This window comes from Frondihabitans sp. GW821-FHT04F02 (genome assembly GCF_059420045.1).
Genome location: NZ_JBWKSZ010000004.1, coordinates 72,588 through 96,122, shown reverse-complemented (window position 1 = coordinate 96,122; position 23,535 = coordinate 72,588). Strand labels below are relative to the sequence as shown.

Here is a 23,535-nt window from a genome sequence, read left to right as displayed (position 1 = left end):
GTCCGCGCGTCGGTTTCGGGCGCACGTCCGGTGGAAGCGCGCGGTCAGCGCAGCAGGAGATTGGGCTGGAGCAGGTACTTGTAGCTGTCCGCACCCGGCTGATCTTTCGAGGACTGGCTCGTGATCAGGACGGGCCCCGGTTTGTTCGGGTTCTCGGTCTTGGTGAACGAGATGCGGACGAATTCGGAGTGGACTGCTCCCAGTCCGTCCAGGAGGAACTGCGGCTTCAGCGAAACCACGGTGTCTTCTCCGGTCAGGAGCGCGTCGATCGACTCTGACGCCTGCGCTTGCTCGCTACCGATGGCCTCGAGGGTGAGGCCGTCGATGGTGAACGTGAATCTCAAAGCTGCTTCGCGCTCGAGGACGAGCGACACGCGACGCGTCGCCTCCACGAGGTCCGCGGTGTTCATCACCGCGTAGTTCTCGACCGTCTCGGGGAACAGCCGCTTGACGGGCGGGAAGTTGCCCTTGATGAGCAACGACGTGACGATCTTGTTGTCGGCCTGGAACGCGATGAGCTCGCGGTCCTCCGAACCCGTGATCGCGACCGACAGCGTCGCGGCGTTGCCGAACGTCTTGCCGACCTCCTGCAGGGTGCGCGCAGGAACGAGCGCGGTCAGCGTCTGGGTCGAAGCTGCGGTGCCCGGGTCCCAGTCGATCCCCCGCACCGCGACGCGGTACCGGTCGGTGGCTACCAGCGAGAGGGCGTTCTCGGTGACCTCGAGCTGCACGCCGGTGATGACCGGGGTGACGTCGTCGCGGCTCGCCGCGACGGCGACCTGCGACACGGCGAGGGAGAACGCGTCGCCGGGGACGACGCCCGACTGCTCGCCGACGGCCGGCAGCGTGGGGTACTCCTCGACGGGCATGCTCAGCAGGGAGAAGTTGGCGGAGCCGCAGGCGACGCTGATGCGGGTGTCTTCGGTGGTGAACACGACGGGGGCGCTGGGCAGGCGGTTAGCGATGTCGGCCAGGAGCCGGCCCGAGACGAGGATCGTGCCCGGCTCGTCGACCTCGGCTGCGATGCTCGTCTGCGATGAGACCTCGTAGTCGAACGACGACAGCGTGAGCCCGCCCTCGTGAGCCTCGATCAGGACTCCGCTGAGGATCGGAAGAGTGGTCCGCTGCGGAAGGAGCTTCACTGCGAACGACACGGCGTCGCTGAAGACATCGCGGTTGACCTGGAACTTCACGCTGTGACCCCTATTCGGACTGTCGGGCACCAACGGAGAGCAGGTCGATGCCGGTTAATACTGGCACAGCAATTCTCGAGCCGGGTCCTGGGGCCTCCGCCGCCTCCGCCGTCCACAAGGTTGTCTCTCTCCCAATCCTTTTCTAAGAAGGAGTAACAGTCTTAACCGTTGTGCACAGTGTGGATAACTTGTTAATAACCGCTCAGGCACAGGGAACTACATCTGTGTGAGTTGTTGATGGATTGTGAGCGCCTCGGGGTGGACCTGTTGGTTTCGGCAGGGTCGGAATTCGTGTCATTCACAGGGCACCTCGAAGAGTGAACAATTCATACACGACTTATCCACGACTTTCCACAAGTTATCCACAACTGGGGAAACCCGACGATCCAGGTGCCCACGGAGACGTCTCCCCTGGGCCCGCCAGGGCTCTCGGAGGGGAGCGACGGAGGGGGGTTAACAGGCGAGAGCCGAGCCGGCAGGGAAGTTCCTGCGCCTTCGACTCGGCTGTCTGCGCCCGGCGTGCGCGAGTGAAACGCCTACTTGTAGCGGTGGTCCTGCTTGATGCGGCTGGTGAGCTCGGTGACCTGGTTGTAGATCGACCGGCGCTCCTTCATCAGCTCGGAGATCTTCTTGTTCGCGTACATGACCGTGGTGTGGTCGCGGTTGCCGAACAGCTGCCCGATCTTGGGGAGGGAGAGGTTGGTGAGCTCGCGGCAGAGGTACATCGCGATCTGGCGGGCCGTTGCGATCGCCTGCGAACGGGACGAGCCGTACAGGTCGTCGACCGAGAGCTTGAAGTAGTCGGCAGTGTGATTGATGATGTCGACCGGAGCGATCACGTTGTCTTCGTCGAGCGTGATCAGGTCTTTCAGGACCGTCTGGACGAGCGGCATGTCGACCGCCGTGCGGTTCAGGCTGGCGAACGCGGTGACCCGGATCAGCGTGCCTTCGAGCTCGCGGATGTTGCTCGACACCTTCGTCGCGATGAACTCGAGGATCTCGTCGCGGATCTGGAGCTTCTCGCTCTGGGCCTTCTTGCGGAGGATCGCGATGCGCGTCTCGAGGTCGGGAACCTGGACGTCGGTGATCAGACCCCACTCGAAGCGCGAGCGCATCCGGTCTTCGAAGCCGGTGAGGTGCTTGGGCGGGAGGTCGGAGGTGATGACCAGCTGCTTGTCGTGGTCGTGCAGGGTGTTGAAGGTGTGGAAGAAGGCCTCCTGCGTGGAGTCCTTGCCCTGCAGGAACTGGATGTCGTCGATCAGCAGGATGTCGATCTCGCGGTAGCGCTGCTGGAACTGGCTCGACCGGTTGTTCGCGATCGAGTTGATGAAGTCGTTGGTGAACTCCTCGCTCGAGACGTACCGGACGCGGATGCCCGGGTACATGCTCTCGGCGTAGTGCCCGATCGCGTGGAGGAGGTGGGTCTTGCCCAGCCCGGACTCGCCGTAGATGAAGAGCGGGTTGTAGGCCTTGGCCGGCGCCTCGCTGACCGCGACCGCGGCGGCGTGGGCGAAGCGGTTGGAGGCGCCGATGACGAAGTTGTCGAACGAGTACTTCGGGTTCAGCCGCGAGTCGGTGCGCTTCGTGGGAGCCGCGGTCAGCGAGACGGGCTGCACCGGAGCAGGCACGAAGGGGGGCTCGACGTAGCGCTCCGACTCGGCCGGCTGCTGCGGCTGACTCAGGAGATCGGGCGTGATGTCGGGGTTGACCGTGATCGCGAAGCTGGCGACGGGCGAGTCGTCGAGAAGCGAGATCGCCTCGAGCAGGGGCTCGCGCACGCGCTGCTCGAGCATCCCGCGGGTGAGCTCGTTCGGCACCTCGAGGTAGAGGGTGTCGCCGAGGACGCCCTTCGGCTCGACGAGGTTGACGAAGCCGTGCAGCTGCGGGGTGATGCGGTCGTCGCTCGTGAGGCGCGCGAGCACGGTCCGCCAGAGGCCCTGGACCGGGTCGATCGTGCTGGTCACGTTGCTGCTCTCTGTTTGTTCGTCGCGTGCTTGTTCGTGCGGTGCTTGTTCGTGCGCTGCTTGTTCGTCGCGCTGCTCGTTCGTCGCGCTGCTCGTTCGTAGCGGTGCTGTCCGGGCTCGGTAGTTCTACACAGGGTTATCCACCGGTGCAAAGCTGCCGCGGAGAAGCCGGACGGGCGGTTGATCCCCCAGATCCCGGGTGATCTCGCGCAGGACTCCCCCACCTTAGTTCGACACGGCGTGGTCAACACAACCCAGGTTTTCCCCACTGTGGATAATGGGTGTTTTGCGTGCCGTTTGACCCCGAGGCCCGGCTCGCGTAGTTTTAACCAGTTGATTTCAGCCACCTTCAGGCTGACAAGACTTCTCGGACTGCGGCACGTGTCTCCGGCGCGTTCAGCTCGGTCCCTTTCCTTCTGGAGACAAAACCATGAGCAAGCGCACCTTCCAGCCGAACAACCGTCGTCGCGCCAAGAAGCACGGCTTCCGCGCTCGCATGCGCACCCGTGCCGGTCGTGCGATCCTCGCCGCTCGTCGCGGCAAGGGCCGCACCGAGCTCTCGGCGTAGGCCGGATCTCGCACGAGCCTCGGCTCCGCGGAAGAGGCTTCGGTGCTGGCTAAGCCCAACCGGATCGTCCGCGCAGACGATTACCGCAACACCGTGCGTCGTGGTCGCAAGTCGGCCACGGCGCACTGTGTCGTTTACGTGCGCCCGGATTCAGCCCCGACCGATGCTCCACGCTTCGGGTTCATCGTCGCCAAGACGGTGGGGAACGCGGTCGTCCGCAACACCGTCCGACGTCGCTTGAAGGCGGTGTCGCACGAGCTGCTGGCCTCGGGTTTCCCCCTGGAGCGAACGGACGTCGTGATCCGCGCGCTACCAGGCTCGGATGCAGTTCGGTGGTCTACCCTGCTCCAAGAGATCACCGAGGTCATCGGTGCGAAGGGTGTGAAGCGGTGAGGCGCACGGTCCAGTTCCTGGCACTCCTCCCACGCAACGTGTGCGTGGCGATCCTGCGCGCCTACCGGGCCGTCATCTCGCCTCTCTACGGCGACGTCTGCCGGTACTACCCGTCCTGCTCCTCGTACACGCTCCGGGCGATCCAGACGCACGGGGCCGTAAGGGGCATCGGCCTCGGGGCCTGGCGCATCGTCCGCTGCAATCCCTGGGCGTCCGGCGGCATCGACGATGTTCCACACTCCCGCCATGAGCATTCGAGATCGATCCTGGCCAGCGGCTTCGTTGTGCCGGCCGACTCCACCCCCGCTTCGCCGGCCTTCGGCGCACCTGTTTCGCCTACCGGGCTCGTGCCCGTCCACAGTCACCAGAAGGGCTGACCCTAGACATGCTCGATTTCATCGGCACGATCCTCTACCCCATCCGATGGGTGGTCGAGGCGATCCTCGTGGGATGGCACTACGTCCTGACAGCCATCGGACTCGACCCTGACGCCGGTGTCACGTGGGTCCTGTCGATCGTGCTGCTGACCATCGTCGTGCGCGTCTGCCTCATCCCGATCTTCGTCCGCCAGATCAAGAACCAGCGGCGGATGATGGAGGTCGCCCCGCAGCTGAAGAAGATCCAGGACAAGTACAAGGGCAAGAAAGACCAGTTCTCCCGCGAGGCGATGTCGCGCGAGACCATGGCCCTCTACAAGGAGACGGGTACCAACCCGCTCTCGTCGTGCCTTCCGCTTCTGATCCAGATGCCGGTGTTCTTCTCGCTCTACACCGTTCTCCACAACGCGCAGCTCGACAAGGTCGGCATCGGCCTGTTGAACCGCAACCTGTCTGACGCATTCGCGAACTCCACGCTCTTTGGCGCACCCCTCAAAGAGACCTTCACGAACTCCGACGTCATCTCGGTGAAGCTCATCGCCGGCGCCATGATCGTGCTCATGACGGCGTCGCAGTTCTACACGCAGCTCCAGCTGACCAGCAAGAACATGTCGCCTGAGACCAAGGCGAGCCCCATGTACCGCCAGCAGAAGATGCTCCTGTACGTGCTCCCGCTCGTCTTCCTCTTCTCGGGCCTCTCCTTCCCGCTCGGCGTCATGTTCTACTGGCTGACCTCCAACTTCTGGACCATGGGCCAGCAGTACATCGTCATCCGCAACAGCCCGACCCCCGGCAGCGATGCGGCGATCGCCCGCGAAGCCCGGCTCGAGAAGCGCCGCAAAGACCGCGAGGCGCGCGGCAAGAGCGGCGGGCTGAAGACGCTGACCGAGATCACCGTCACCGAGATCGAGACGCCCAAGCGCACCACCACACAGCGCACGCAGCCGGTCGGCAAGAACCGCGCCAAGAAGCAGAACGGAGGGGCCCGATGAGCTCCCTTTCCCCTTCCTCCGAGCCCGCAGCCGACTCCGACACTGCCATCGACGACGCCGCGCTCGAGGTCGAGACGGCCACCGCCGACACTGAGGTCCCCTCGGGCGACGACGCTCCCGAAGCGGTCGACGACGCTCCCGAAGCGGTCGACGGGGCGTCCGACGCGGTCGACGGGGCGTCCGACGCGGCTTCCGAGACCGGGTCGCCCGCCGGCGACTCCGACCTCGACGAGGGCGACATCGCCGCCGACTACATCGAAGAGCTGCTCGACATCCTCGACCTCGACGGAGACATCGACATCGAGACCCGGGGCGGTCGCTCCTACATCTCAGTCGACTCGTCCGGTGAGAACGACCTCCGCGTCCTGTCGAAGCCCGACACCGTCACCGCGCTCCAAGAGCTCACGCGTATCGCCGTGCAGACCCGCACGGGCGAGTTCTCGCGGCTGATCCTCGATGTCGGGGGTTCGCGTGCCACTCGCGAGCAGGAACTGACCACCCTCGTCGACCGAGCCGTGGCTCGCTTGGAAGAGGGCGCCACCTCCGCTTCGCTCCCCCCGATGTCGTCTTACGAGCGCAAGCTCGTCCACGACATCGTCGCGGCTCGTGGTTTCGGCTCCGAGTCCGAGGGTGAAGGGCGCGATCGTCACACCGTCGTGACTCGTTCCTGAGTAATTCTCAATTTATGAATCGCTCAGCTCCGTTTCACGTGAAACGATGAACGCCCCTCTATCTGAGCTCGAGGTCGAGCCCGCCGTCGCGGCCACCCTCTTTGGAGAGCGCCTCGAGGTCGTTCGCCAGTACACGGCCGACCTTGCTCAGTACGGTGAGGAGCTAGGACTCATCGGTCCTCTAGAGTTGCCACGCCTGTGGACGCGGCATGTCATCAATAGCGGGCTTCTCGCCCCCTTGCTCGTACGGGATGGGCGGGTCGGTGACATCGGTTCCGGCGCTGGCCTGCCGGGTATTGTTCTCGCCGCAGCTCGGCCGGATGTGACGATGATCTTGATCGAGCCGATGGAGCGACGCACCGACTGGCTCCGTGCCGAGGCGGACCGCCTGGGACTTACGAACGTCGAGGTCGTCCGGGCACGGGCAGAAGAAGCTGAGATCAATCCCTGGCTCGACCAGGTGACAGCTCGAGCCGTGAGTGCCCTCTCGAAGCTGATCCCCCTGACGGTTCCGCTCGTGAGGACGGGCGGAGAGCTGCTGTTCCTCAAGGGGGCTCGCGTCGAGGCGGAGGTCGAAGCCGCGCGAAAGGTGATCGCCAGAAATCACCTTATTGACGTCCAGGTGATCGAGCTCGGAGGAGGCCTTGTGGAAGAAACCACACGCGTCTTTCGGGCTACAGTTGACTGACTAGCGGCACCCGGGTTCTCACGGTTCCAGCTGCGTGACGCAAGGTTCTATTCGCTCGCGTCTCGAAGCTTTCCCCTCCTGGGCGGCCGGTTTCACGTGAAACCCTGCGATTCGGAGATCTATCCGGTGAGTAAAGCTTCAGGCGCCTCGATATCCGACGCAGCTCGGGCCGGCCGTGCCGGTTCCGGCGGTGTCAGCTTCGATGCGACCACTCCCCTTGCTCGCGAGATCGCCGACCTCACACGTCGGCGTGAGGCCATCAAAGACGATCCACTCCCGGTCCCATCCAAGACGCGTGTCATCACGGTGTCGAACCAGAAGGGCGGCGTGGGCAAGACCACCACAACGGTCAACCTCGCGGCCGGTCTCGCTCGTGGCGGAGCGCGCGTTCTGGTGATCGATCTCGATCCGCAGGGCAACGCCTCCACCGCCCTCGGCGTCGAGCACCGAGCGGAGACGGCCAGCGTGTACGACGTCGTCGTCGGAGAATCCGCAATCGTCGATGTGATCCAGAAGAGCCCCGAGTTCGCCGAACTGTACTGCGTCCCGTCCACGATTCACCTGGCCGGCGCCGAGATCGAGTTGGTCTCCCTGGTGGCTCGCGAGCAGCGACTCCGCACCGCTCTTGAGAACTTCCTTACAGAGACAGAGCGAGAGAACCGCCGCTTCGACTACGTCTTCGTGGACTGCCCGCCGTCGCTGGGGCTTCTGACGATCAACGCCTTCGTCGCTGCGCAGGAGGTCCTGATTCCGATTCAGTGCGAGTACTACGCGCTGGAGGGTCTAAGCCAGCTCCTGCGCAACATTCAGCTGATCGAGAAGCATCTGAATCCGGTGCTCACCGTGTCGAGCATTCTGCTTACGATGTACGACGGACGCACCAACCTGTCTCAGCAGGTCGCTGCCGACGTTCGGGAGCACTTCCCCAAAGAGGTCTTCACGACCATGATTCCCCGGTCGGTGCGGATCAGCGAGGCGCCCGGCTACGGGCAGTCCGTGATCAGCTACGACCCCAGTTCCCCCGGCTCGCTCTCGTACCTCGAGGCCGCGTCCGAGCTCGCACACCGAGGAGTACCCCGCTGATGGCAACGAAGAGAACCGGACTCGGCCGCGGAATCGGCGCGCTCATCCCCGTCGCCGACGAGACGCAGGGCCGCCCCGTCGACGTCTTCTTCCCCATGCGCGAGCAGACCGCCGACGACCTCATCGCTGTTCCCGGCGCCCGCCTCGCGAGTCTGAACCCGCTCGACATCGTCCCGAACGCGCAGCAGCCTCGTACAGAGTTCCGCGAAGAGGAGTTGCAGGAACTCGTCGCCTCCATCCGCGAAGTCGGCGTCCTCCAGCCCATCGTCGTCCGCCCGCTCAAGCACCTTCAGGCGGGTGGTCCGCAGTACGAGCTGATCATGGGCGAGCGCCGTCTGCGTGCGACGAAGCAGCTCGGCCTCGCCACCGTCCCAGCCATCGTCAAGGACACCGCCGACGAGTCGATGCTCCGAGATGCCCTCTTGGAGAACCTCCACCGCGCTCAGCTGAACCCTCTGGAAGAGGCTTCGGCATACCAGCAGCTCCTCTCCGACTTCGGCATCACCCAGGAGGCACTTGCTGACCGCATCGGTCGGAGCCGCCCGCAGATCACCAACACGATCCGCCTGCTCCGCCTCCCCTCCCCCGTCCAGCGACGGGTCGCCTCAGGTGTCCTCTCGGCCGGTCACGCCCGAGCGATTCTGTCGGTCGGCGACGCCGCCGGCATGGAACGCCTTGCTGACAAGATCGTGAACGAAGATCTGAGCGTCCGCGCGGCCGAGGCCGCTGCTGCTGGGCTCACCGTGAAGCCGAAGCGCCCGCAGCCGCAGACCGGTGCGACGCAGGGACACCTGATCGAGGTGGCAGACAAGCTCGGCGATCGGCTCGACACTCGTGTCAAGGTGGTGCTGGGTGCGCGCAAGGGCTCGATCACCATCGACTTCGCTTCAGTTGGCGACCTGAACCGCATCTTGGGCGAGCTCGGGCAGGATCCGTTCGGCGTCTAGGTCGGCAGCACGTCCTTTTCGGAGCGCATCGTTTCACGTGAAACGGTGCGTTTCCTGGTTCTGGGGGTTGGTGGGTGGAGCCTGCCGTGCGGGTTCTGCGATCACCGAGGCCCGGGTGGACGGCGGTGCGTCTATCTCCGTGTCTCACGTGAAACTGCTGACCCGCGACCCGACTTCACGGCAGCGAGTTGCTTGTTTCACGTGAAACAGAGTTATTGGGCGCGGGGCGTCTAGTTAATGGGTCTGGGCTCGGCGGGTACGGCACTTTGCGTGCTGAGAGTCGGCTGTCGACAGCGGGTATACGGAGCGACTGGGGTGAACTCGACGGGCCGAGGCGGGCGGGGCGGGGTGAGGGCGGCGGGAGCGCCACGGTGGCCCGACGGACCTGCGAACTGAATGGATTGGAGTCGAAGAGAAGCGGGCTAGGGCTCTTTGTCGAACGACGGATTGCGAGGGGTACGGGTCCGCGGCTCAACCCCAGGCTGCCGGGAGCGTGTGGAGTGGTCGTGCCCCGACGGCATGCTTGACGGAGCGCGGGGCGAGGGCCGTGAATGGACATGCGCGGTCTCAGCGCCGCTCACGATGCATGGCATCACGCGGCGCCCTCGATTGCGTATGCCGATCCCTAGGTAAGGACGCCGCGCACGCTCAGGAGGAGATAACGCTCCGGGCGCCTGGCCTACAAGGAACGGTGGCGGGGAGTGCGCCGCCTACAAGGACGCCGACCTCGCGTGTCCGTGCGAGGCACCAGTCGCAGCGCGGGCCAGCGCGATCCTTAGGCAAGGACGGAGTGCACGCTCACGAGGAGACGACGCTCTGGGCGCACGGCTCACAAGGAACGTCGACGGAGAAGGTGGCCCATACAAGGACGCCGACCTCGCGTGTCCTTGCGAGGCCTCCGTCGCAGGGTGGGACAGCGCGATCCTTAGGTAAGGACGGAGTGCACGCTCACGAGGAGACGAGGCTCTGGGCGTATGGCCCTCAAGGAAGTGCGCTCGAGCGTGCGCCGCCCACAAGGACGCTAACCTCGCACATCCTTGCGAAGCCCAACGAGTGCCGCCAGCCAGCGCGATCCTTCGAAAAGGACGCCGCGCACGCTCACGAGGAAAAGCACTCTCGAGTGCGCGTGCCACCAGGATCGCCGCCGCGAACCGCACACGCCACAAGGACGTCTACCCCGCACATCCTTGCCAATCTCAGAGCAATCGCGCCCCCGCACCTCACGCCCTGTGGTCAGCGATGGCCTTCTGCGCCAGCTCCGCGTAGACCCAGCCCAGGTCGTACCCGGCGGCCTCGAGCGCCAGCGGCACGAGCGACGTCTCTGTCAGACCGGGCAGCACGTTGACCTCGAGGAACCACGGGGTTCCGGCCGCGTCGACGATCAGGTCGACGCGCGACAGGTGACGCAGGCCGAGCGCCTCGTGCGCCGCCACAGCAGCGGCGGCGGCCGCCGCGGCGACCTCCTCCGAAAGACGAGCAGGTGTGAAGAACCGGGTCTCCCCCGCGTTGTAGCGCGCCTCGAATCCGTAGAATCCCGAACGAGGAACGATTTCGACGGCAGGCAGGGCCACCGGGCCGTCGCCGGTGTCGAGAACCCCGACGGCGATCTCGGTTCCGACGATCTTCTGCTCGATGATGACGTCCTCGCAGTAGGTGTAGGCGTCCACCATGGCGCGGGGCAGGCCGGCCACGTCGTCGACAACCGTGACACCCTGCGCGGAACCACCGCGGGCGGGCTTCACGACGACAGGGACTGGGTGCTCCTCGCCGATCGCTTCGAGCACGCTCGCCGCGCCGAGCTCACGGAACGAGTCGTGCGACAGGGTGATGCTCCGCGGCGTTCGGACCCCGGCCCGAGCGACGAGCGCCTTGGCCGTCGGCTTGTCCCATGCGAGTCGCGCGGCTGTCGCGCGTGACCCGACGAAGGGAATGTCGACCGCCTCGAGGAGACCGCGCAGGGCGCCATCTTCACCGCTCGCTCCGTGCAGCGCCGGCCACACGACGTCGGGCCGAGTCGTCTGAAGGTGACCGAGAAGCGACGCGTCGGGGTCGCGCAGCTCGACCTTCACGCCGTGGGCGATGAGGCTGTCGGCGACGCGTCGACCCGATCGGAGCGAGACGTCGCGTTCGTGGCTGATTCCGCCCGCGAGGACGGTCACAGTGCGAATCGAAGCGGGAATGAGGGGCGTGGTCATGCGAAGAGTGCCTTCATTTCGGTTCTGAGCCTTCGTGCGGTGAAGAAGTGCAGATCAGAGGGTGGTTCAGAGAGTGTTCGGAGGCGGGTTTCCGACGCCGGATCGAGTCGGGATCGACTGCGTCATGCTCGCACCGCCGAAAGTGCGCAGAAGGTCGATCTCGCCGTTGATGACGGTCGCGAGTCGGCTCACTCCGAGCCGGATCGACTCCGGTGTCGGGTAGCAGAACGACAGCCGGATGTTCGACCGACCCTGGCCGTCCGAGAAGAACGCTGTGCCGGGCGTGTAGGCGACGAGCTCCTTCACCGCGCGAGGCAGCATCGCCTTCGAGTCCAGCTCGTCGGGCAGCGTGACCCAGACGAAGAAGCCGCCATCGGGTTTCGTCCACGTCAGCGAGGGCAGGTACTCCCCCAGCGCCGACAGCATCGCGTCGCGTCGCTCCGAGTAGATTCCGCGGAAGGTATCGATCTGCCCCTTCCAGTCGGTCTGGTCGAGGTACTCGGTGATGACGTACTGGCCGAACGAGTTCGGCGCGAGCGTAGCGCTCTCGTTGGCGAGGATGAGCTTCTCTCGGATGGCGTGGGGTGCCAGTGCCCATCCGACACGGAAGCCCGGGGCGAGCGTCTTCGAGAACGAGCCCAGGTAGATGACGCCCTCGTCGTCGACCGAGCGCATCGCCTGCGGTGCCGGCTGATCGAAGTAGAGGAGGCCGTACGGGTTGTCCTCGAGCACGAGGATCCCGTGCGATCGGCAGATGTCGAGGATCTCGAGGCGACGCGCCCAGGTCAGCGTGACCCCGGCGGGGTTGTGGAAGTTCGGAATCGTGTACAGGAACTTGATCGGGCGACCGGCGGCCTCGAGAGCGACGATGGTCTCTCGCAGCGACTCCGGCACGAGGCCCTCGTCGTCCATCGCGACGTGCACCACGTCGGCCTGATACGCACGGAACACCCCGAGCGCGCCGACGTAGCTGGGCGACTCGGCGAGCACGACGTCGCCGGGGTTGATGAACAGGCGCGTCACGAGGTCGAGTGCCTGCTGCGAGCCGGTCGTCACGACGACGTTGTCGGCGCTCCCCCGGATGCCCTCGAGCGCCATGATCTGCATGATGTGCTCTCGGATCGCCGGTGTGCCCTGCCCCGAGCCGTATTGCAGCGCCATCGGGCCGTTGTCGTGCATGACCTTCTCGATGGAGCCGAGCACCATCTCCTTCGGCAGCGCCGACACGTACGGCATCCCGCCGGCCAGAGACACGACCTCGGGGCGCGAGGCGACAGCGAACAGGGCTCGCACCTCGGAGGCGCTGAGGCCTGCCGTGCGGTCTGCGTAGCTGTCGTACCACGGATCGAGGTTGGTGCCCTGGTTGGTCATGGAGTGCCCTGTCTGTGTGGGGGTTTCGGTTAAGAATACGGGTCGGGGTGAGAGCGTCGAGTCGTTCGGAAGTCGCCTGTTAACAGAAGAAAGCCCGCCCAGCATGGTTGCTGGGCGGGCTCTCATCGCGGTTGGCTACGCGAGGAAGTCCGCCAGGTCGGCCTCGAGGGCCGGCTTGGGCTTGGCACCGATGATGGTCTTGGCGACCTCACCCGACTTGAAGACCTTCATCGCCGGGATCGACGTGATCTGGTACTTCATGGCCATCTGGGGGTTGTCGTCGACGTTGAGCTTGACGATCTTGATCTTGCCGGCGTGCTCTTCGGCGATCTGGTCGAGGATGGGCGAGACGGCGCGGCACGGGCCACACCACTCGGCCCAGAAGTCGACGAGGATCGTCTCGTCGGAGTTGAGGACGTCCTGCTCGAAGCTGGCGTCGGTCACTGCGGTTGCGTTGCTCATGGGGTTCCCCTTTCGTGGAGAAGTCGAATTCTGGAGGTGCAGGAACTAGGCGGAGGCGGTGACGGGCTCGGCGGGCGCCGCGCCCTTGGCCTGGTCGAGAACGGCCTTGTCGAGGCCGGCGAGGTAGTGCTCGGCGTCGAGGGCTGCGACGGTGCCCGAACCGGCAGCCGTGATGGCCTGACGGTAGGTGATGTCGATGACGTCGCCAGCGGCGAACACGCCCTTGAGGTTGGTCTTCGACGAGCGGCCCTCGACGGCGATGGTGCCGTCGGAGGTCAGGTCGAGCTGGTTGTGGACCAGGTGCACGCGCGGGTCGTTGCCGATCGCGATGAACAGGCCCTCGAGGTCCAGGTGCGACTCGGTGCCGTCGACGGTGTCGGTCAGCGTGACGCCAGCCGCCTTCTCGTCGCCGGTGACGGCGGTGACCTTCTTGTTCCAGAGGAACTCGATCTTCTCGTTGTCGAAAGCGCGGTCTTGCATAATCTTCGACGCGCGGAGGGTGTCGCCGCGGTGGATGACATAGACCTTGGTGGCGAAGCGCGTGAGGAAGGTGGCCTCCTCCATGGCGGAGTCGCCACCGCCCACAACCGCGATCTCCTTCTGCTTGAAGAAGAAGCCGTCGCACGTGGCGCACCACGAGACACCGCGGCCTGAGAGGCGCTCTTCGCCCTCGACGCCGAGCTTGCGGTAGGCGGAGCCCGTCGCGAAGATCACCGTGAGTGCCTCTTCGACCGCGCCCGAACCGAGCGTGACCTTCTTGATGTCGCCGCTGAGGTCGAGCTCGACGACGTCGTCGAGGAGAACCTCGGCGCCGAACTTCTCGGCCTGCTCCTGCATCTTGAACATGAGCTCGGGGCCCTGAAGACCCTCGGGGAAGCCCGGGAAGTTCTCGATCTCGGTGGTCTTCATGAGCTCGCCGCCGGCTTCGACGGAGCTGGCGACCACGAGGGGCGCGAGACCGGCACGACCGGCGTAGATCGCAGCGGTGTAACCGGCGGGGCCGGAACCGATGATGATGACCTGACGCATTGCGACCTTTCGATTGGGGTGGCGACCGTGTGTCCGGTCGCCTGTGCGGTGAAACACAGCCTAGCTTCCGCGTATTCCGTGTGCCCCGGGGCTCTCAGGTGCCGGTAAGGGACGCAGGAACTCGGGGTACGCGCCTACGAGCGCCGCAGGCGACGGAGAACCGGCTTGGTCATCGCCGAGAGCTCGGGTATCCGTGCCACCGTGAGCAGCCCGAGATACACCGCCGCCATGACCAGTCCGGCGATGATCACCGTGAGAATGGCTGGAACGCGGCCGGAGAGGCCGAATCCGCCTGGGTGGTAACCCCCCAGTCCCGTCACGACGAGAACGCCCACGACCCCGGCGATCACCGAGAAGACGAGGTACTGGATGTGGCGCCGAGCGACCCAGCGTCCGTCGAGCCCGCCGATTCGACGGTGCACGAGAACGAGAGCGACGACCGCCTGGGCGCTGCCCGCCACAGAGGTCGTGATCGCCACAGCCACGGCGATGTGATCGGCCGGCACGACCGCCGAGCAGAGGAGGGCGCCCGCGACGAAGACACCCGACTGGACCAGCTGCATGAAGAAGACGGTGCGCTGCTCGTGGAAGGCGAAGAACACCCGCTGCAGCACGAACAGCATGCTGAAGAGGATCAGCCCCGGCAGGTAGGCCAGGATCACGTGGGCCATCGCCGCGACGTAGTCGTAGCGCGACTCGTAGAAGCGCGCGAACGGGTAGGCCACGACCGACAGCGCGACTGCGGCGAAGACGATGAACATGCCGATGGTGCGGAGCGACGACGACAGGTTGTTGCGAACAGCGCGGAGGTCGCCGCGATCGGCGTCGGCGGTCATGGAGGTGAAGTAGGCAGTCGCGATCGAGACGGTGATGATTCCGTGCGGGAGCATGAAGATCAGCCACGCGTTCGACAGCACGGCACTCGAGGCACCCGTGCCGATGGTCGCCACGTTGCTCTGCACGATGCCGGCGAGCTGCGTGACGAGGATCAGCGCGAACATCCAGGCGGCGGCCTTGCCCGTCGCGCCGAGGCCAACGCCTCGCCACGTGAAGTCGGGCTTGAACGTGAGGCCGGCCCGGCGCCAGAACAGCAGGAGGAAGGCGGCCTGGGCCGCCACTCCCAGCGTCGCGGTTCCGGCGAGCACGACGATGCGGCCGGGGGTCCAGTCTGCGACCAGGCTGTTCTCGCCCGCTCCCCCGAACAGCACCATGAAGACGACGAGGCCGAGGATCGAGACGACGTTGTTGAGCACGGGAGCCCAGGTGAACGGCCCGAAGATCTGTCTCGCGTTGAGCACCTCGCTCAGCAGCGAGTAGATGGCGTAGAAGAAGATCTGCGGTAGGCACCAGTAAGCGAAAGCGGTCGCCAGGGCTATGGCCTCCGGCGAGAAACCCGCCTTGCCGGTGTCGGATTGGTGCGCGTAGAGGTTGACGAGGAACGGCGCCGCCAGGGTTCCGATCAGTGTCACCACCAGGAAGACGGTCGTGCCGAGCGTGACGATCTTGTTGATGTACCGCTGACCGCCGTCGGGGCCCTTGGCCGCCTTCACGATCTGCGGCACGAGCACGGCGCTCAGCAGGCCTCCCGCCACCAGGGCGTAGATGTTGTTCGGCAGCTGGTTCGACACCGTGAACGCGTCGGCCGCGCGGCTACCGGTTTGGCCGATGGCCGCCGCGAGCACAGCCGTCTTGGCGAAGCCGAGCACGCGCGAGACAATCGTGCCGCCCGCGAGCAGCGCGCTGGCGCGTCCGAGGCTGCGAGCCTTCATGACCGGAGCCGACTGCGCCGCAGAAACTCCGGAGACCGCGCCGGGGTCGGGGTTCTCGGCGCCGACCGGGTCGAGCGCGCTCACGTGCCGGCCGCCGGGTCGGGCGTCGTCGCGTCGTCGCCCTCGTCGCCCGACTTGCCTCGGCGACGTCGGCGGATGCTCCGGTAGATGCCGCCGCCGAACAGCAGGACGACGGCAGCGGCGAAGATGGCCGTGATGACGGTCTCCCACCCGGCGCGCACGTTGATGGCGACTTCGGAGGGCGTCGAGACGGTGACGCCGTCTTTCGTGGCGAGCGACAGCGTCAGCATGACCTTGCCGTTCGCGACCGACTGCACCGGCACGGTGACGCGGGTCTGCGAGTCGGGCTGGATGGTCACGGCGATGGCCTTCTGCTGGACGCTGAGGTAGTAGTTCGACGGCTGCACCCGCAGGTAGACGGTCGCCGCCGAGGCGGTGTCGTTGCGGACGAAGATCGGCAGCGAGGAGCGGTCGCCGAGGATGTTCACGTCGCTGCTCTGGACGACGCCGATCTGGCTCCGGATGCGGTCGACCTGGGTGCGGACCTTCGCCACCTCGGAAGCGAGACCGCTCGGGTTGTCGCTCCACGCCGTACCCGAGAGCGCGAGCACCCGCAGGCGCTCCTTGGCGGTCACGGTCGACGGCGTCTTGAGGGCGGTGGAGAACCTCTGCAGGTCGTCCTGGGCCTCCACGAGCGGCTCGAGAGCCGAGACGCGCGATGCGGAGGCCTTCTTGGCGGCGAGGGTGGCGTCGCTCGACGATGCCGAGGCGGCCGCGGAGAAGCGCACCGTCGAGACCCAGTTCATCGTGGCCAGGGCGTCGAGCGTCTCGTCGAGGCGCGACCCCGTGGTCGCCCAGTTGCGTCCGAGCGTGGCGAAAAGCGTGCGGGCGTCGCTCGGGCGCTCGTGGGTGAGAGTGGCCAGCTCGGCCGACAGCTGGGCGACGTCGCTTCGCCACTCCGAGACGCTGCCGGCCGAGACAGCGTCGCGCATCATGGACGAGATCTCGGCGTCGGAGACGACGGTCTTATAGGAGGACACGTCGATGGCGGCGTTCTCGGTCGTGTCGGACGACGTGCTGACGTTGCTGCTCGACAGGACCGTGGTCTTCACGCCCGACGACTTGAAGACCGGAAGGTCGCCCGACGCCACCGTCCCCTCCAGCGGCCAGGCCACATCGCTCTCGGTGTAGGCAAAGGCGAGCAGCGACTCCGTCGTCGGCACGGTCGAGGTCGGGGGCACCGACGTCGGCGTCCCGGTCGGGGCCTCCGTCGCCGGTGCGGTCGCGTCGGCAGGCGGTGTCTGGCCGGCGCCGGTCGTGTCGTCCGTCGCGACGTACGAGTCGGGCTCGGCGGCCTCCTGGGCGGCGATCGCGTCGGTGAAGTCGATCGGCTTCTGGAGCGTCGTGGCACCGGCCTGGCGCATCGCCGAGATGTCGGAGTCGCCGTAGGAGAGGGAGAACGTCTCGTTCGTCGCCGTCTCTAGACGGCGGAGCCAGGTGATCGACGAAGGCGGGGCGACGTTGCCGAGGATCCGGATGGAGGCGAGGATCATCGGGTCGATGCCGATAGCGACGTCGCGGTTGCGGACGGCGTCGAGTTCCTGCGTCAGAACGCCGTTCTCGGACGTGTAGCTCGCCAGGGCCTCGCTCGAGATCAGGCCGCTGGTCGACTCGGGCACGGTGAGGGGCACGGCCACGGCCAGCCGGGTCGCCTGGAAGCTGTCGTTCGGGTACCAGACGACGCTCGAGTGCGCCTCGGTGAGAGCGGCGCCGCCCGAGCTGTAGCGGACGCCGAACGCCTTGGCCCCCCAGTCGTAGCCGTTCAGGGAGAGCGTCTCGGAGGAGAGGTCGATCGTGACCGCCGAGGAGGTGGCGCCGGCGTCGATGGGGGGGACCGCGACGCTCGTCATGAACGAGCCGAGGGCGTCGCTCGTGTCGCTCGCCGAGCGGTCGAACCAGGCGTCGATCTGGTCGCGGCTCGAGAAGGTGGCCCGGTCGAGGAAGACCTGGGCGGTGCCGGCGTCGAGATCGGCGTCGGTGCCGTTGTGCACGGTCACCGTCGCCTTCAGGCCGTCGCCGTCGCGGATGACCCCGCTCGCCCGAGGCGACACCGACACCGTCACGGTTCCGTCGGCCGCGGCGGCAGTCGCAGGCAGGACCGGCAGGCCGACCCCGAGGGCGGCGACGGCGAGGGCTGCGACAGCGAGCGCGGAAAGGATTCTCATGAGGGCGTTAGCGAGTCTAGGGAAAGAGTCCAGAGAAGACTGGGCGAAGCGCCCGGCCTGTGGACAACTCGGCGGGAGGCCCGCTGTGGCAAGCTTGACCGTCATGGAATCTGTCGCGGGAGCTCTCGAGAGACTCGACACGCTCGCCTCGACCGGGCCGGTCGACAGGCTGGCGCGAGCCTTCAAGGCTGCCGGCCACGAGCTCGCCCTGGTCGGCGGTCCGGTCCGCGACGCCTTCCTCGGCCGAGCGGTGAACGACTTCGACTTCACGACCTCGGCCCTCCCCGATGAGATCCTCGCCATCGTCGAGCCGATCTCGGACGCCACCTGGGACGTCGGCCGCGCCTTCGGCACGATCGCCGCCCGCATCCAGGGCGAGACCGTCGAGATCACCACCTACCGCAGCGACGTCTACGACGGCGAGACCCGCAAGCCCGAGGTCGAGTTCGGCGCCTCGCTCGAGGGCGACCTCGTGCGGCGCGACTTCACCGTGAACGCGATGGCGCTCCGCCTGCCCGAGCGCGTGCTCGTCGATCCGTCGGGGGGCGTGGAGCACCTGCTGGCGAAGTCGCTTGAGACGCCCGGGACGCCGGAGGACAGCTTCCGCGACGACCCGCTCCGGATGATGCGGGCGGCGCGCTTCACGGCGCAGCTCGGCTTCACCGTGTCGGAGGCCGTGTTCGCCGCCATGGTCGATCGCGCCCGGACGCTCGGGATCGTGTCGGTGGAGCGCGTCAACGACGAGCTCTCGAAGCTGCTGAGGTCGGACGACCCCGTTCCTGGTGTCCGGCTTCTGGTCGACACCGGCATCGCTGCGCTGATCCTGCCGGAGCTGCCGGCCATGATGCTCGAGCGCGACGAGCACCACCACCACAAGGACGTCTTCGAGCACAGCCTCACCGTGCTCGAGCAGGCGATCGGCTATGAGAAGGAGCGCCACCCGGGCACTCCCCCTGACCTGACCCTGCGCATCGCCGCGCTGCTGCACGACATCGGCAAGCCGGCGACGCGCCGGCTCGAGGCCGGCGGAGTGGTCACCTTCCACCACCACGACGTGGTCGGCGCGAAGCTCGCGAAGAAGCGGCTAAAGGCCCTGCGCTTCGACAACGACACGATCGGCGCGGTCTACCGGCTGATCGAGCTGCACCTCCGCTTCTTCGGCTACACCGACGGCGAATGGACCGACTCGGCCGTGCGCCGCTATGTCCGCGACGCCGGAGACCAGCTGGAGCGCCTGCACATGCTCACGCGCGCCGATGTCACCACGCGCAACCGCCGCAAGGCCGACCGGCTCGGGTTCGCCTACGACGACCTCGAGCAGCGCATCGCCGTCCTGCGCGAGCAGGAGGAGCTCGACTCGATGCGTCCCGACCTCGACGGCGACCAGATCCAGTCGATCCTCGGCATCAAGCCGTCGCGCGAGGTCGGCGAGGCGTACCGGTTCCTGCTCGAGCTGCGGACGGAAGAGGGGCCCCTCGGCGAGGAGGAGGCCACCCGGCGCCTGCTGGGCTGGTGGACGCAGCGCTGACCCGGTAGGCTGTCAAGGTTGCTTGGAGTGGCCGCAGTTCCTGCGCGGTCACTGCACTGCACGATGCCACTACCCTCCTGCCACAGAAATACTGTGGCCGTTAAGTCCGAAGGAGGTGGGTTAGACATGCATCAGTACGAATTGATGGTGATCCTTGACCCCGAGATCGATGAGCGCACTGTCGCTCCGAGCTTGGACAAGTTCCTCAACGTCATCCGCAACGACGGTGGATCGATCGACAACGTCGACATCTGGGGCCGTCGTCGCCTGGCCTACGAGATCGCGAAGAAGAACGAGGGCATCTACGCCGTCGTGAACCTGACCGCGAACCCCGACGCCACCAAGGAGCTCGACCGTCAGCTCGGTCTCTCGGAGGCCGTTCTGCGCACGAAGGTCCTTCGCGCCGAAGAGGGCATCGAGATGGTCGCCAAGGCCAAGAAGCTCGCCGACGAGAAGGCCGCCCGCAAGGCTGCCGCTCCGGCGAAGGCTCCCGCCGCCGCTGCCCCCGCCGCTTCGAGCGCGGAGTAGCCCGTGGCCGGCGAAACCGTCATCACCGTCGTGGGCAACCTGACCTCCGACCCCGAGCTGCGTTATACGCAGAACGGGCTCGCGGTCGCGAACTTCACGATCGCGTCGACCCCCCGCACGTTCGACCGCGCGTCGAACGAGTGGAAGGACGGCGAGGCGCTGTTCCTGCGCGCCAGCGTGTGGCGTGAGTTCGCCGAGCACGTTGCCGCCTCGCTGACGAAGGGCTCCCGCGTCATGGCGCAGGGGCGCCTGAAGCAGCGCTCGTACGAGACTAAAGAGGGCGAGAAGCGCACTTCGATTGAGCTCGAGATCGACGAGATCGGCCCCTCGCTCCGCTACGCCACCGCCCAGGTGACCCGCGCATCGTCGTCTCGCGACGGCGGCGGATCCTTCGGCGGCAACGGCGGCGGCCAGAGCCGTCAGCCTGTCGGCGGCGGCAACGGCGGCGGTCAGGCCGACGAGCCGTGGGGTCAGCCCGCGCAGACCGGTGGGGGCTCAGCGGGTTCGTCCGGCTCCGGCTCCTCCGGCGACGTGTGGAACACCCCCGGCGGCGGCACCTACAACGACGAGACGCCTTTCTGAGTTCGTCGTTCGGGGGCACCCGCTCCTGATCTCTCATTTTCTTCATTACTGAAAGCAGAATCCAATGGCTGGAAAGAGCAGCGGCGACCGCCGCAAGCCCCTCCGCGGAAAGGGCGGCAAGAACGCCGCTCCCGCGAAGGCGATCCGCGTCGGCGTCATCGACTACAAAGACGTCGCGACCCTTCGCAAGTTCATCTCCGAGCGCGGAAAGATCCGTGCTCGCCGCATCACCGGCGTCTCCGTCCAGGAGCAGCGCCTCATCGCCCGTGCCGTGAAGAACGCCCGTGAGATGGCGCTCCTCCCCTACGCCGGCTCCGGCCGCTGATCCGCTAGGGAGTAGCGAATGTCTAAGGTAATCCTCATCCACGAGGTCTCCGGCCTCGGTTCGGCCGGCGACGTCGTCGACGTCAAGAACGGCTACGCACGCAACTACCTGGTTCCCCAGGGATTCGGTGTCGTGTGGACCCGCGGTGGCGAGAAGCAGGTCGAGTCGATCAAGGCCGCCCGCGCTTCGCGTGAGCTCAAGACGATCGAGGAGGCGAAAGACATGAAGGCCCGCCTCGAGGCCGTCAAGATCACGCTTCCCGTCAAGACCGGCACGGGCGGGCGCCTCTTCGGCTCCGTCAAGCCGGCCGATGTCGCCGCTGCCGTCTCGGCTCAGGGCGTCGGCACGATCGACAAGCGCAAGGTCGAGATCCCCAACGCCATCAAGCTGACCGGTGAGCACGAAGCCACCATCCGTCTGCGCGAAGACGTCGTGGCCACGATCGCCCTTCAGGTGGTCGCTGCCAAGTAGCACCCGTTCGATAGCGGCGCATGCATTTGCATGTGCCGCTATCGGCGTTTAAGGGGTACCGCGTGTCCGCAGAAGTGCTGTCTCGTACCGGCTCGGGGGACACCGTGTCAAGCGTTTTGTGCACAGGGGCGTCACGAATCATCAACCTTCAACCCTCGATTCAAGTTACTTTTCACACAGTGGGTGTGGAAAGAGAAACACCTGGTCAGAGGGCGTGTGCGGGCTAAAGAAACTTTGTTCTCCACAGGACTGTCCACAGTTGTCCCCAGGTTGGCCCGGCGTTTCTCCCAGATTCTCCACACCGTTATCCACAGGCCTGTTTGGAGCGACGGGGGTCAAGTCCCTAGTGTGTGACAGCGCCCTCAACCAGGCGCGGAATCGTCGGCTCACGCACCACCCGAAGGGTGCTCACCGAGATGTTCCCGCGCGCTTTTCTCACCCGGTCTCGGCGTTGCTGCCAGCCCTCCGACGACGGTGTCGGAGGGTGGCGGTAGACCAAGAGCACGCAGCATCCAGAACCGCTCCCCCGAACCCGCCAGGAGGCCCCCGTGTCGATTGCCCATCTCGGACTCGCCCCCAACGACGCATCGGGCGACCGCGGCTCTTCGGCGCAGTACACCTCCAACTCGTCCTCGGGCGCAGGAACGAGCGCACCGGGCTACGGCTCAGCCGGTTACGACCGTCGCACGCCGCCCCACGACCTCCTCGCCGAGCAGAGCACCATCGGCGGCATGCTGCTCTCGAAAGACGCCACGGCCGACGTCATCGAGACGGTCCGCGCCGCCGACTTCTACCTGCCGAAGCACGAGGTCATCTTCAACGCCCTGCTCGGCCTGTACTCGCACGGCGAGCCCACCGACGTCATCGCCGTCACCGACGAGCTGACCAAGGCCGGCGAGCTCAGCCGCGCGGGCGGCGCCGAGTACCTCCACACACTCACCAGCCTCGTGCCGACCGCCGCCAACGCCGGCTACTACGCGTCGATCGTCGCCGAGAAGGCCGTGCTGCGCCGCCTCGTCGAGGCGGGCACCCGCATCGTGCAGATGGGCTACGCCAGCGAGGGCGAGGTCATCGACCTCGTCAACAACGCGCAGGCGGAGGTCTACAACGTCGCCGGCGGCGTGCAGACCGAAGACTACGTCCCGCTGACCGACGCGGTCACCGCGGCCATCGACGAGATCGAGGCCGCCGCCGGCCGCGACGGTCAGATGACGGGCGTACCGACCGGCTTCGCCCAGCTCGACGCCCTCACCAACGGCCTGCACCCGGGTCAGCTCATCATCATCGCCGCCCGACCAGCGCTCGGAAAGTCGACGCTCGCCCTCGACCTGTGCCGCGCGGCCTCGATCAAGCACAACGAGCCCAGCGTGTTCTTCTCGCTCGAGATGGGGCGGTCCGAGATCGCCATGCGCCTCATGTCGGCCGAGTCCAGCGTTCCGCTGCAGAACATGCGCAAAGGAACAGTCGATGCCCGCGACTGGACCACCATCGCCCAGACGCGCGGTCGCATCAACGACGCGCCCTTCTACATCGACGACTCCCCCAACATGACCCTCGTCGAGATCCGCGCCAAATGCCGCCGTCTCAAGCAGCAGGTGGGCCTCAAGCTCGTCGTCATCGACTACCTCCAGCTGATGACCTCCGGCAAGAAGGTCGAGAGCCGCCAGCAGGAGGTCTCAGAGTTCTCTCGTGCCTTGAAGCTCATGGCCAAGGAGCTCCAGGTTCCGGTCATCGCCCTCTCGCAGCTCAACCGTGGCCCCGAGCAGCGCGCCGACAAGAAGCCCGCGATCAGCGACCTCCGCGAGTCGGGCTCGCTTGAGCAGGACGCCGACATGGTCATCCTGCTGCACCGCGAGTCGGCCTACGAGAAAGACAACCCCCGCCAGGGCGAGGCCGACTTCATCGTGGCCAAGCACCGCAACGGCCCCACAGACACGATCACCGTGGCGTTCCACGGGATGTTCTCGCGGTTCGTGGATATGCCTGCGTAGCGTCGCGTGTCGTCCGACATCTAATTTGTCGAAGTGCCACCTAGATTGTCGCTTTCCGCGGAACGCGACAATCTAGGTGGCAAACGGTAGCCCGTGACGGAGGCTGCCGCTGTCCGAGGAATCCGAGACCCTTTTCACGGGATGTTCTTGAAGGTTGTCGAG

Annotated in this window: 22 protein-coding genes; 14 read left to right on the top strand and 8 right to left on the bottom strand. The window is 66.3% G+C overall.

The genetic code is table 11. The features are described from left to right. Positions 1 to 44: 44 nt before the first annotated feature. Both dnaN and dnaA read right to left on the bottom strand, forming a co-directional pair. Complete coding sequence (gene dnaN, locus AC07TY_RS11950; RefSeq protein WP_488625186.1) at positions 45 to 1,193, bottom strand: DNA polymerase III subunit beta; 1,149 nt, start codon at positions 1,191 to 1,193, stop codon at positions 45 to 47. A gap of 536 nt (positions 1,194 to 1,729) precedes the next feature. Continuing rightward, the gene (dnaA, locus tag AC07TY_RS11945) at positions 1,730 to 3,157 is read right to left on the bottom strand and encodes a chromosomal replication initiator protein DnaA (RefSeq protein ID WP_488625185.1); all 1,428 of its coding nucleotides are present in this window, start codon (positions 3,155 to 3,157) and stop codon (positions 1,730 to 1,732) included. Positions 3,158 to 3,587: 430 nt separating this feature from the next. Here dnaA and rpmH point away from each other — a divergent pair, with 430 nt between their 5' ends. The 8 genes from rpmH (at position 3,588) to AC07TY_RS11905 (ending at position 8,876) form a co-directional block, all read left to right on the top strand. Beyond that, complete coding sequence (rpmH, locus tag AC07TY_RS11940) at positions 3,588 to 3,725, top strand: 50S ribosomal protein L34 (protein ID WP_043595303.1); 138 nt, start codon at positions 3,588 to 3,590, stop codon at positions 3,723 to 3,725. Positions 3,726 to 3,767: 42 nt separating this feature from the next. Next, positions 3,768 to 4,118, top strand: a complete 351-nt coding sequence (gene rnpA, locus AC07TY_RS11935) for a ribonuclease P protein component (protein WP_494785491.1) — start codon at positions 3,768 to 3,770, stop codon at positions 4,116 to 4,118. After that, complete coding sequence (gene yidD / locus AC07TY_RS11930; protein ID WP_494785490.1) at positions 4,115 to 4,495, top strand: membrane protein insertion efficiency factor YidD; 381 nt, start codon at positions 4,115 to 4,117, stop codon at positions 4,493 to 4,495. The genes rnpA and yidD overlap by 4 nt, the downstream gene beginning before the upstream one ends. An 8-nt stretch (positions 4,496 to 4,503) precedes the next feature. Further along, positions 4,504 to 5,487, top strand: coding sequence for a membrane protein insertase YidC (gene yidC / locus AC07TY_RS11925; protein WP_123506649.1), 984 nt, complete (start codon positions 4,504 to 4,506; stop codon positions 5,485 to 5,487). A gap of 47 nt (positions 5,488 to 5,534) precedes the next feature. Further along, positions 5,535 to 6,158, top strand: coding sequence for a Jag family protein (locus AC07TY_RS11920; protein WP_494785736.1), 624 nt, complete (start codon positions 5,535 to 5,537; stop codon positions 6,156 to 6,158). Positions 6,159 to 6,204: 46 nt separating this feature from the next. Beyond that, positions 6,205 to 6,846, top strand: coding sequence for a 16S rRNA (guanine(527)-N(7))-methyltransferase RsmG (gene rsmG, locus AC07TY_RS11915; RefSeq protein WP_494785489.1), 642 nt, complete (start codon positions 6,205 to 6,207; stop codon positions 6,844 to 6,846). A gap of 150 nt (positions 6,847 to 6,996) precedes the next feature. Continuing rightward, the gene (locus tag AC07TY_RS11910) at positions 6,997 to 7,929 is read left to right on the top strand and encodes a ParA family protein (protein ID WP_123507096.1); all 933 of its coding nucleotides are present in this window, start codon (positions 6,997 to 6,999) and stop codon (positions 7,927 to 7,929) included. Further along, positions 7,929 to 8,876 (top strand): ParB/RepB/Spo0J family partition protein, encoded by a 948-nt coding sequence (locus AC07TY_RS11905; protein WP_123506646.1) that lies wholly within the window; start codon positions 7,929 to 7,931, stop codon positions 8,874 to 8,876. The genes AC07TY_RS11910 and AC07TY_RS11905 overlap by 1 nt, the downstream gene beginning before the upstream one ends. A gap of 1,220 nt (positions 8,877 to 10,096) precedes the next feature. On the opposite strand, the gene AC07TY_RS11900 is transcribed toward AC07TY_RS11905, so the two are convergent. The 6 genes from AC07TY_RS11900 to AC07TY_RS11875 all read right to left on the bottom strand — a co-directional run bounded on the left by AC07TY_RS11900 (position 10,097) and on the right by AC07TY_RS11875 (position 17,948). After that, the gene (locus tag AC07TY_RS11900; protein ID WP_488625179.1) at positions 10,097 to 11,071 is read right to left on the bottom strand and encodes a D-alanine--D-alanine ligase family protein; all 975 of its coding nucleotides are present in this window, start codon (positions 11,069 to 11,071) and stop codon (positions 10,097 to 10,099) included. 66 nt (positions 11,072 to 11,137) lie between these two features. Next, complete coding sequence (locus AC07TY_RS11895) at positions 11,138 to 12,442, bottom strand: aminotransferase-like domain-containing protein (RefSeq protein WP_494785488.1); 1,305 nt, start codon at positions 12,440 to 12,442, stop codon at positions 11,138 to 11,140. A gap of 135 nt (positions 12,443 to 12,577) precedes the next feature. Further along, positions 12,578 to 12,904, bottom strand: coding sequence for a thioredoxin (gene trxA / locus AC07TY_RS11890; RefSeq protein ID WP_123506643.1), 327 nt, complete (start codon positions 12,902 to 12,904; stop codon positions 12,578 to 12,580). Positions 12,905 to 12,949: 45 nt separating this feature from the next. Continuing rightward, on the bottom strand, positions 12,950 to 13,933 hold the full coding sequence (trxB, locus tag AC07TY_RS11885) for a thioredoxin-disulfide reductase (protein ID WP_494785487.1): 984 nt from the start codon (positions 13,931 to 13,933) through the stop codon (positions 12,950 to 12,952). Positions 13,934 to 14,067: 134 nt separating this feature from the next. Further along, positions 14,068 to 15,786 (bottom strand): murein biosynthesis integral membrane protein MurJ, encoded by a 1,719-nt coding sequence (gene murJ / locus AC07TY_RS11880; protein WP_494785486.1) that lies wholly within the window; start codon positions 15,784 to 15,786, stop codon positions 14,068 to 14,070. Then, positions 15,783 to 17,948, bottom strand: a complete 2,166-nt coding sequence (locus AC07TY_RS11875; RefSeq protein WP_494785485.1) for a DUF6049 family protein — start codon at positions 17,946 to 17,948, stop codon at positions 15,783 to 15,785. Before AC07TY_RS11875 ends, murJ begins: the two co-directional genes overlap by 4 nt. A gap of 103 nt (positions 17,949 to 18,051) precedes the next feature. On the opposite strand from AC07TY_RS11875, the gene AC07TY_RS11870 reads away from it, so the two are divergent. The 6 genes from AC07TY_RS11870 to dnaB all read left to right on the top strand — a co-directional run bounded on the left by AC07TY_RS11870 (position 18,052) and on the right by dnaB (position 23,373). Then, entirely contained in the window at positions 18,052 to 19,476 is a 1,425-nt protein-coding gene (locus tag AC07TY_RS11870) for a CCA tRNA nucleotidyltransferase (RefSeq protein ID WP_494785484.1), read from the top strand. Between the two features lie 126 nt (positions 19,477 to 19,602). After that, entirely contained in the window at positions 19,603 to 20,004 is a 402-nt protein-coding gene (gene rpsF, locus AC07TY_RS11865) for a 30S ribosomal protein S6 (protein WP_123506639.1), read from the top strand. A 3-nt stretch (positions 20,005 to 20,007) separates the two neighbouring features. Continuing rightward, positions 20,008 to 20,586, top strand: coding sequence for a single-stranded DNA-binding protein (locus tag AC07TY_RS11860; RefSeq protein WP_494785483.1), 579 nt, complete (start codon positions 20,008 to 20,010; stop codon positions 20,584 to 20,586). 64 nt (positions 20,587 to 20,650) lie between these two features. Further along, positions 20,651 to 20,911, top strand: a complete 261-nt coding sequence (gene rpsR, locus AC07TY_RS11855) for a 30S ribosomal protein S18 (protein WP_055964231.1) — start codon at positions 20,651 to 20,653, stop codon at positions 20,909 to 20,911. 18 nt (positions 20,912 to 20,929) lie between these two features. Beyond that, on the top strand, positions 20,930 to 21,382 hold the full coding sequence (gene rplI / locus AC07TY_RS11850) for a 50S ribosomal protein L9 (RefSeq protein WP_123506637.1): 453 nt from the start codon (positions 20,930 to 20,932) through the stop codon (positions 21,380 to 21,382). A gap of 548 nt (positions 21,383 to 21,930) precedes the next feature. Next, a complete protein-coding gene (gene dnaB / locus AC07TY_RS11845) occupies positions 21,931 to 23,373 on the top strand; it encodes a replicative DNA helicase (protein ID WP_255410963.1) in 1,443 nt (480 codons plus the stop codon). Positions 23,374 to 23,535: the final 162 nt, after the last annotated feature.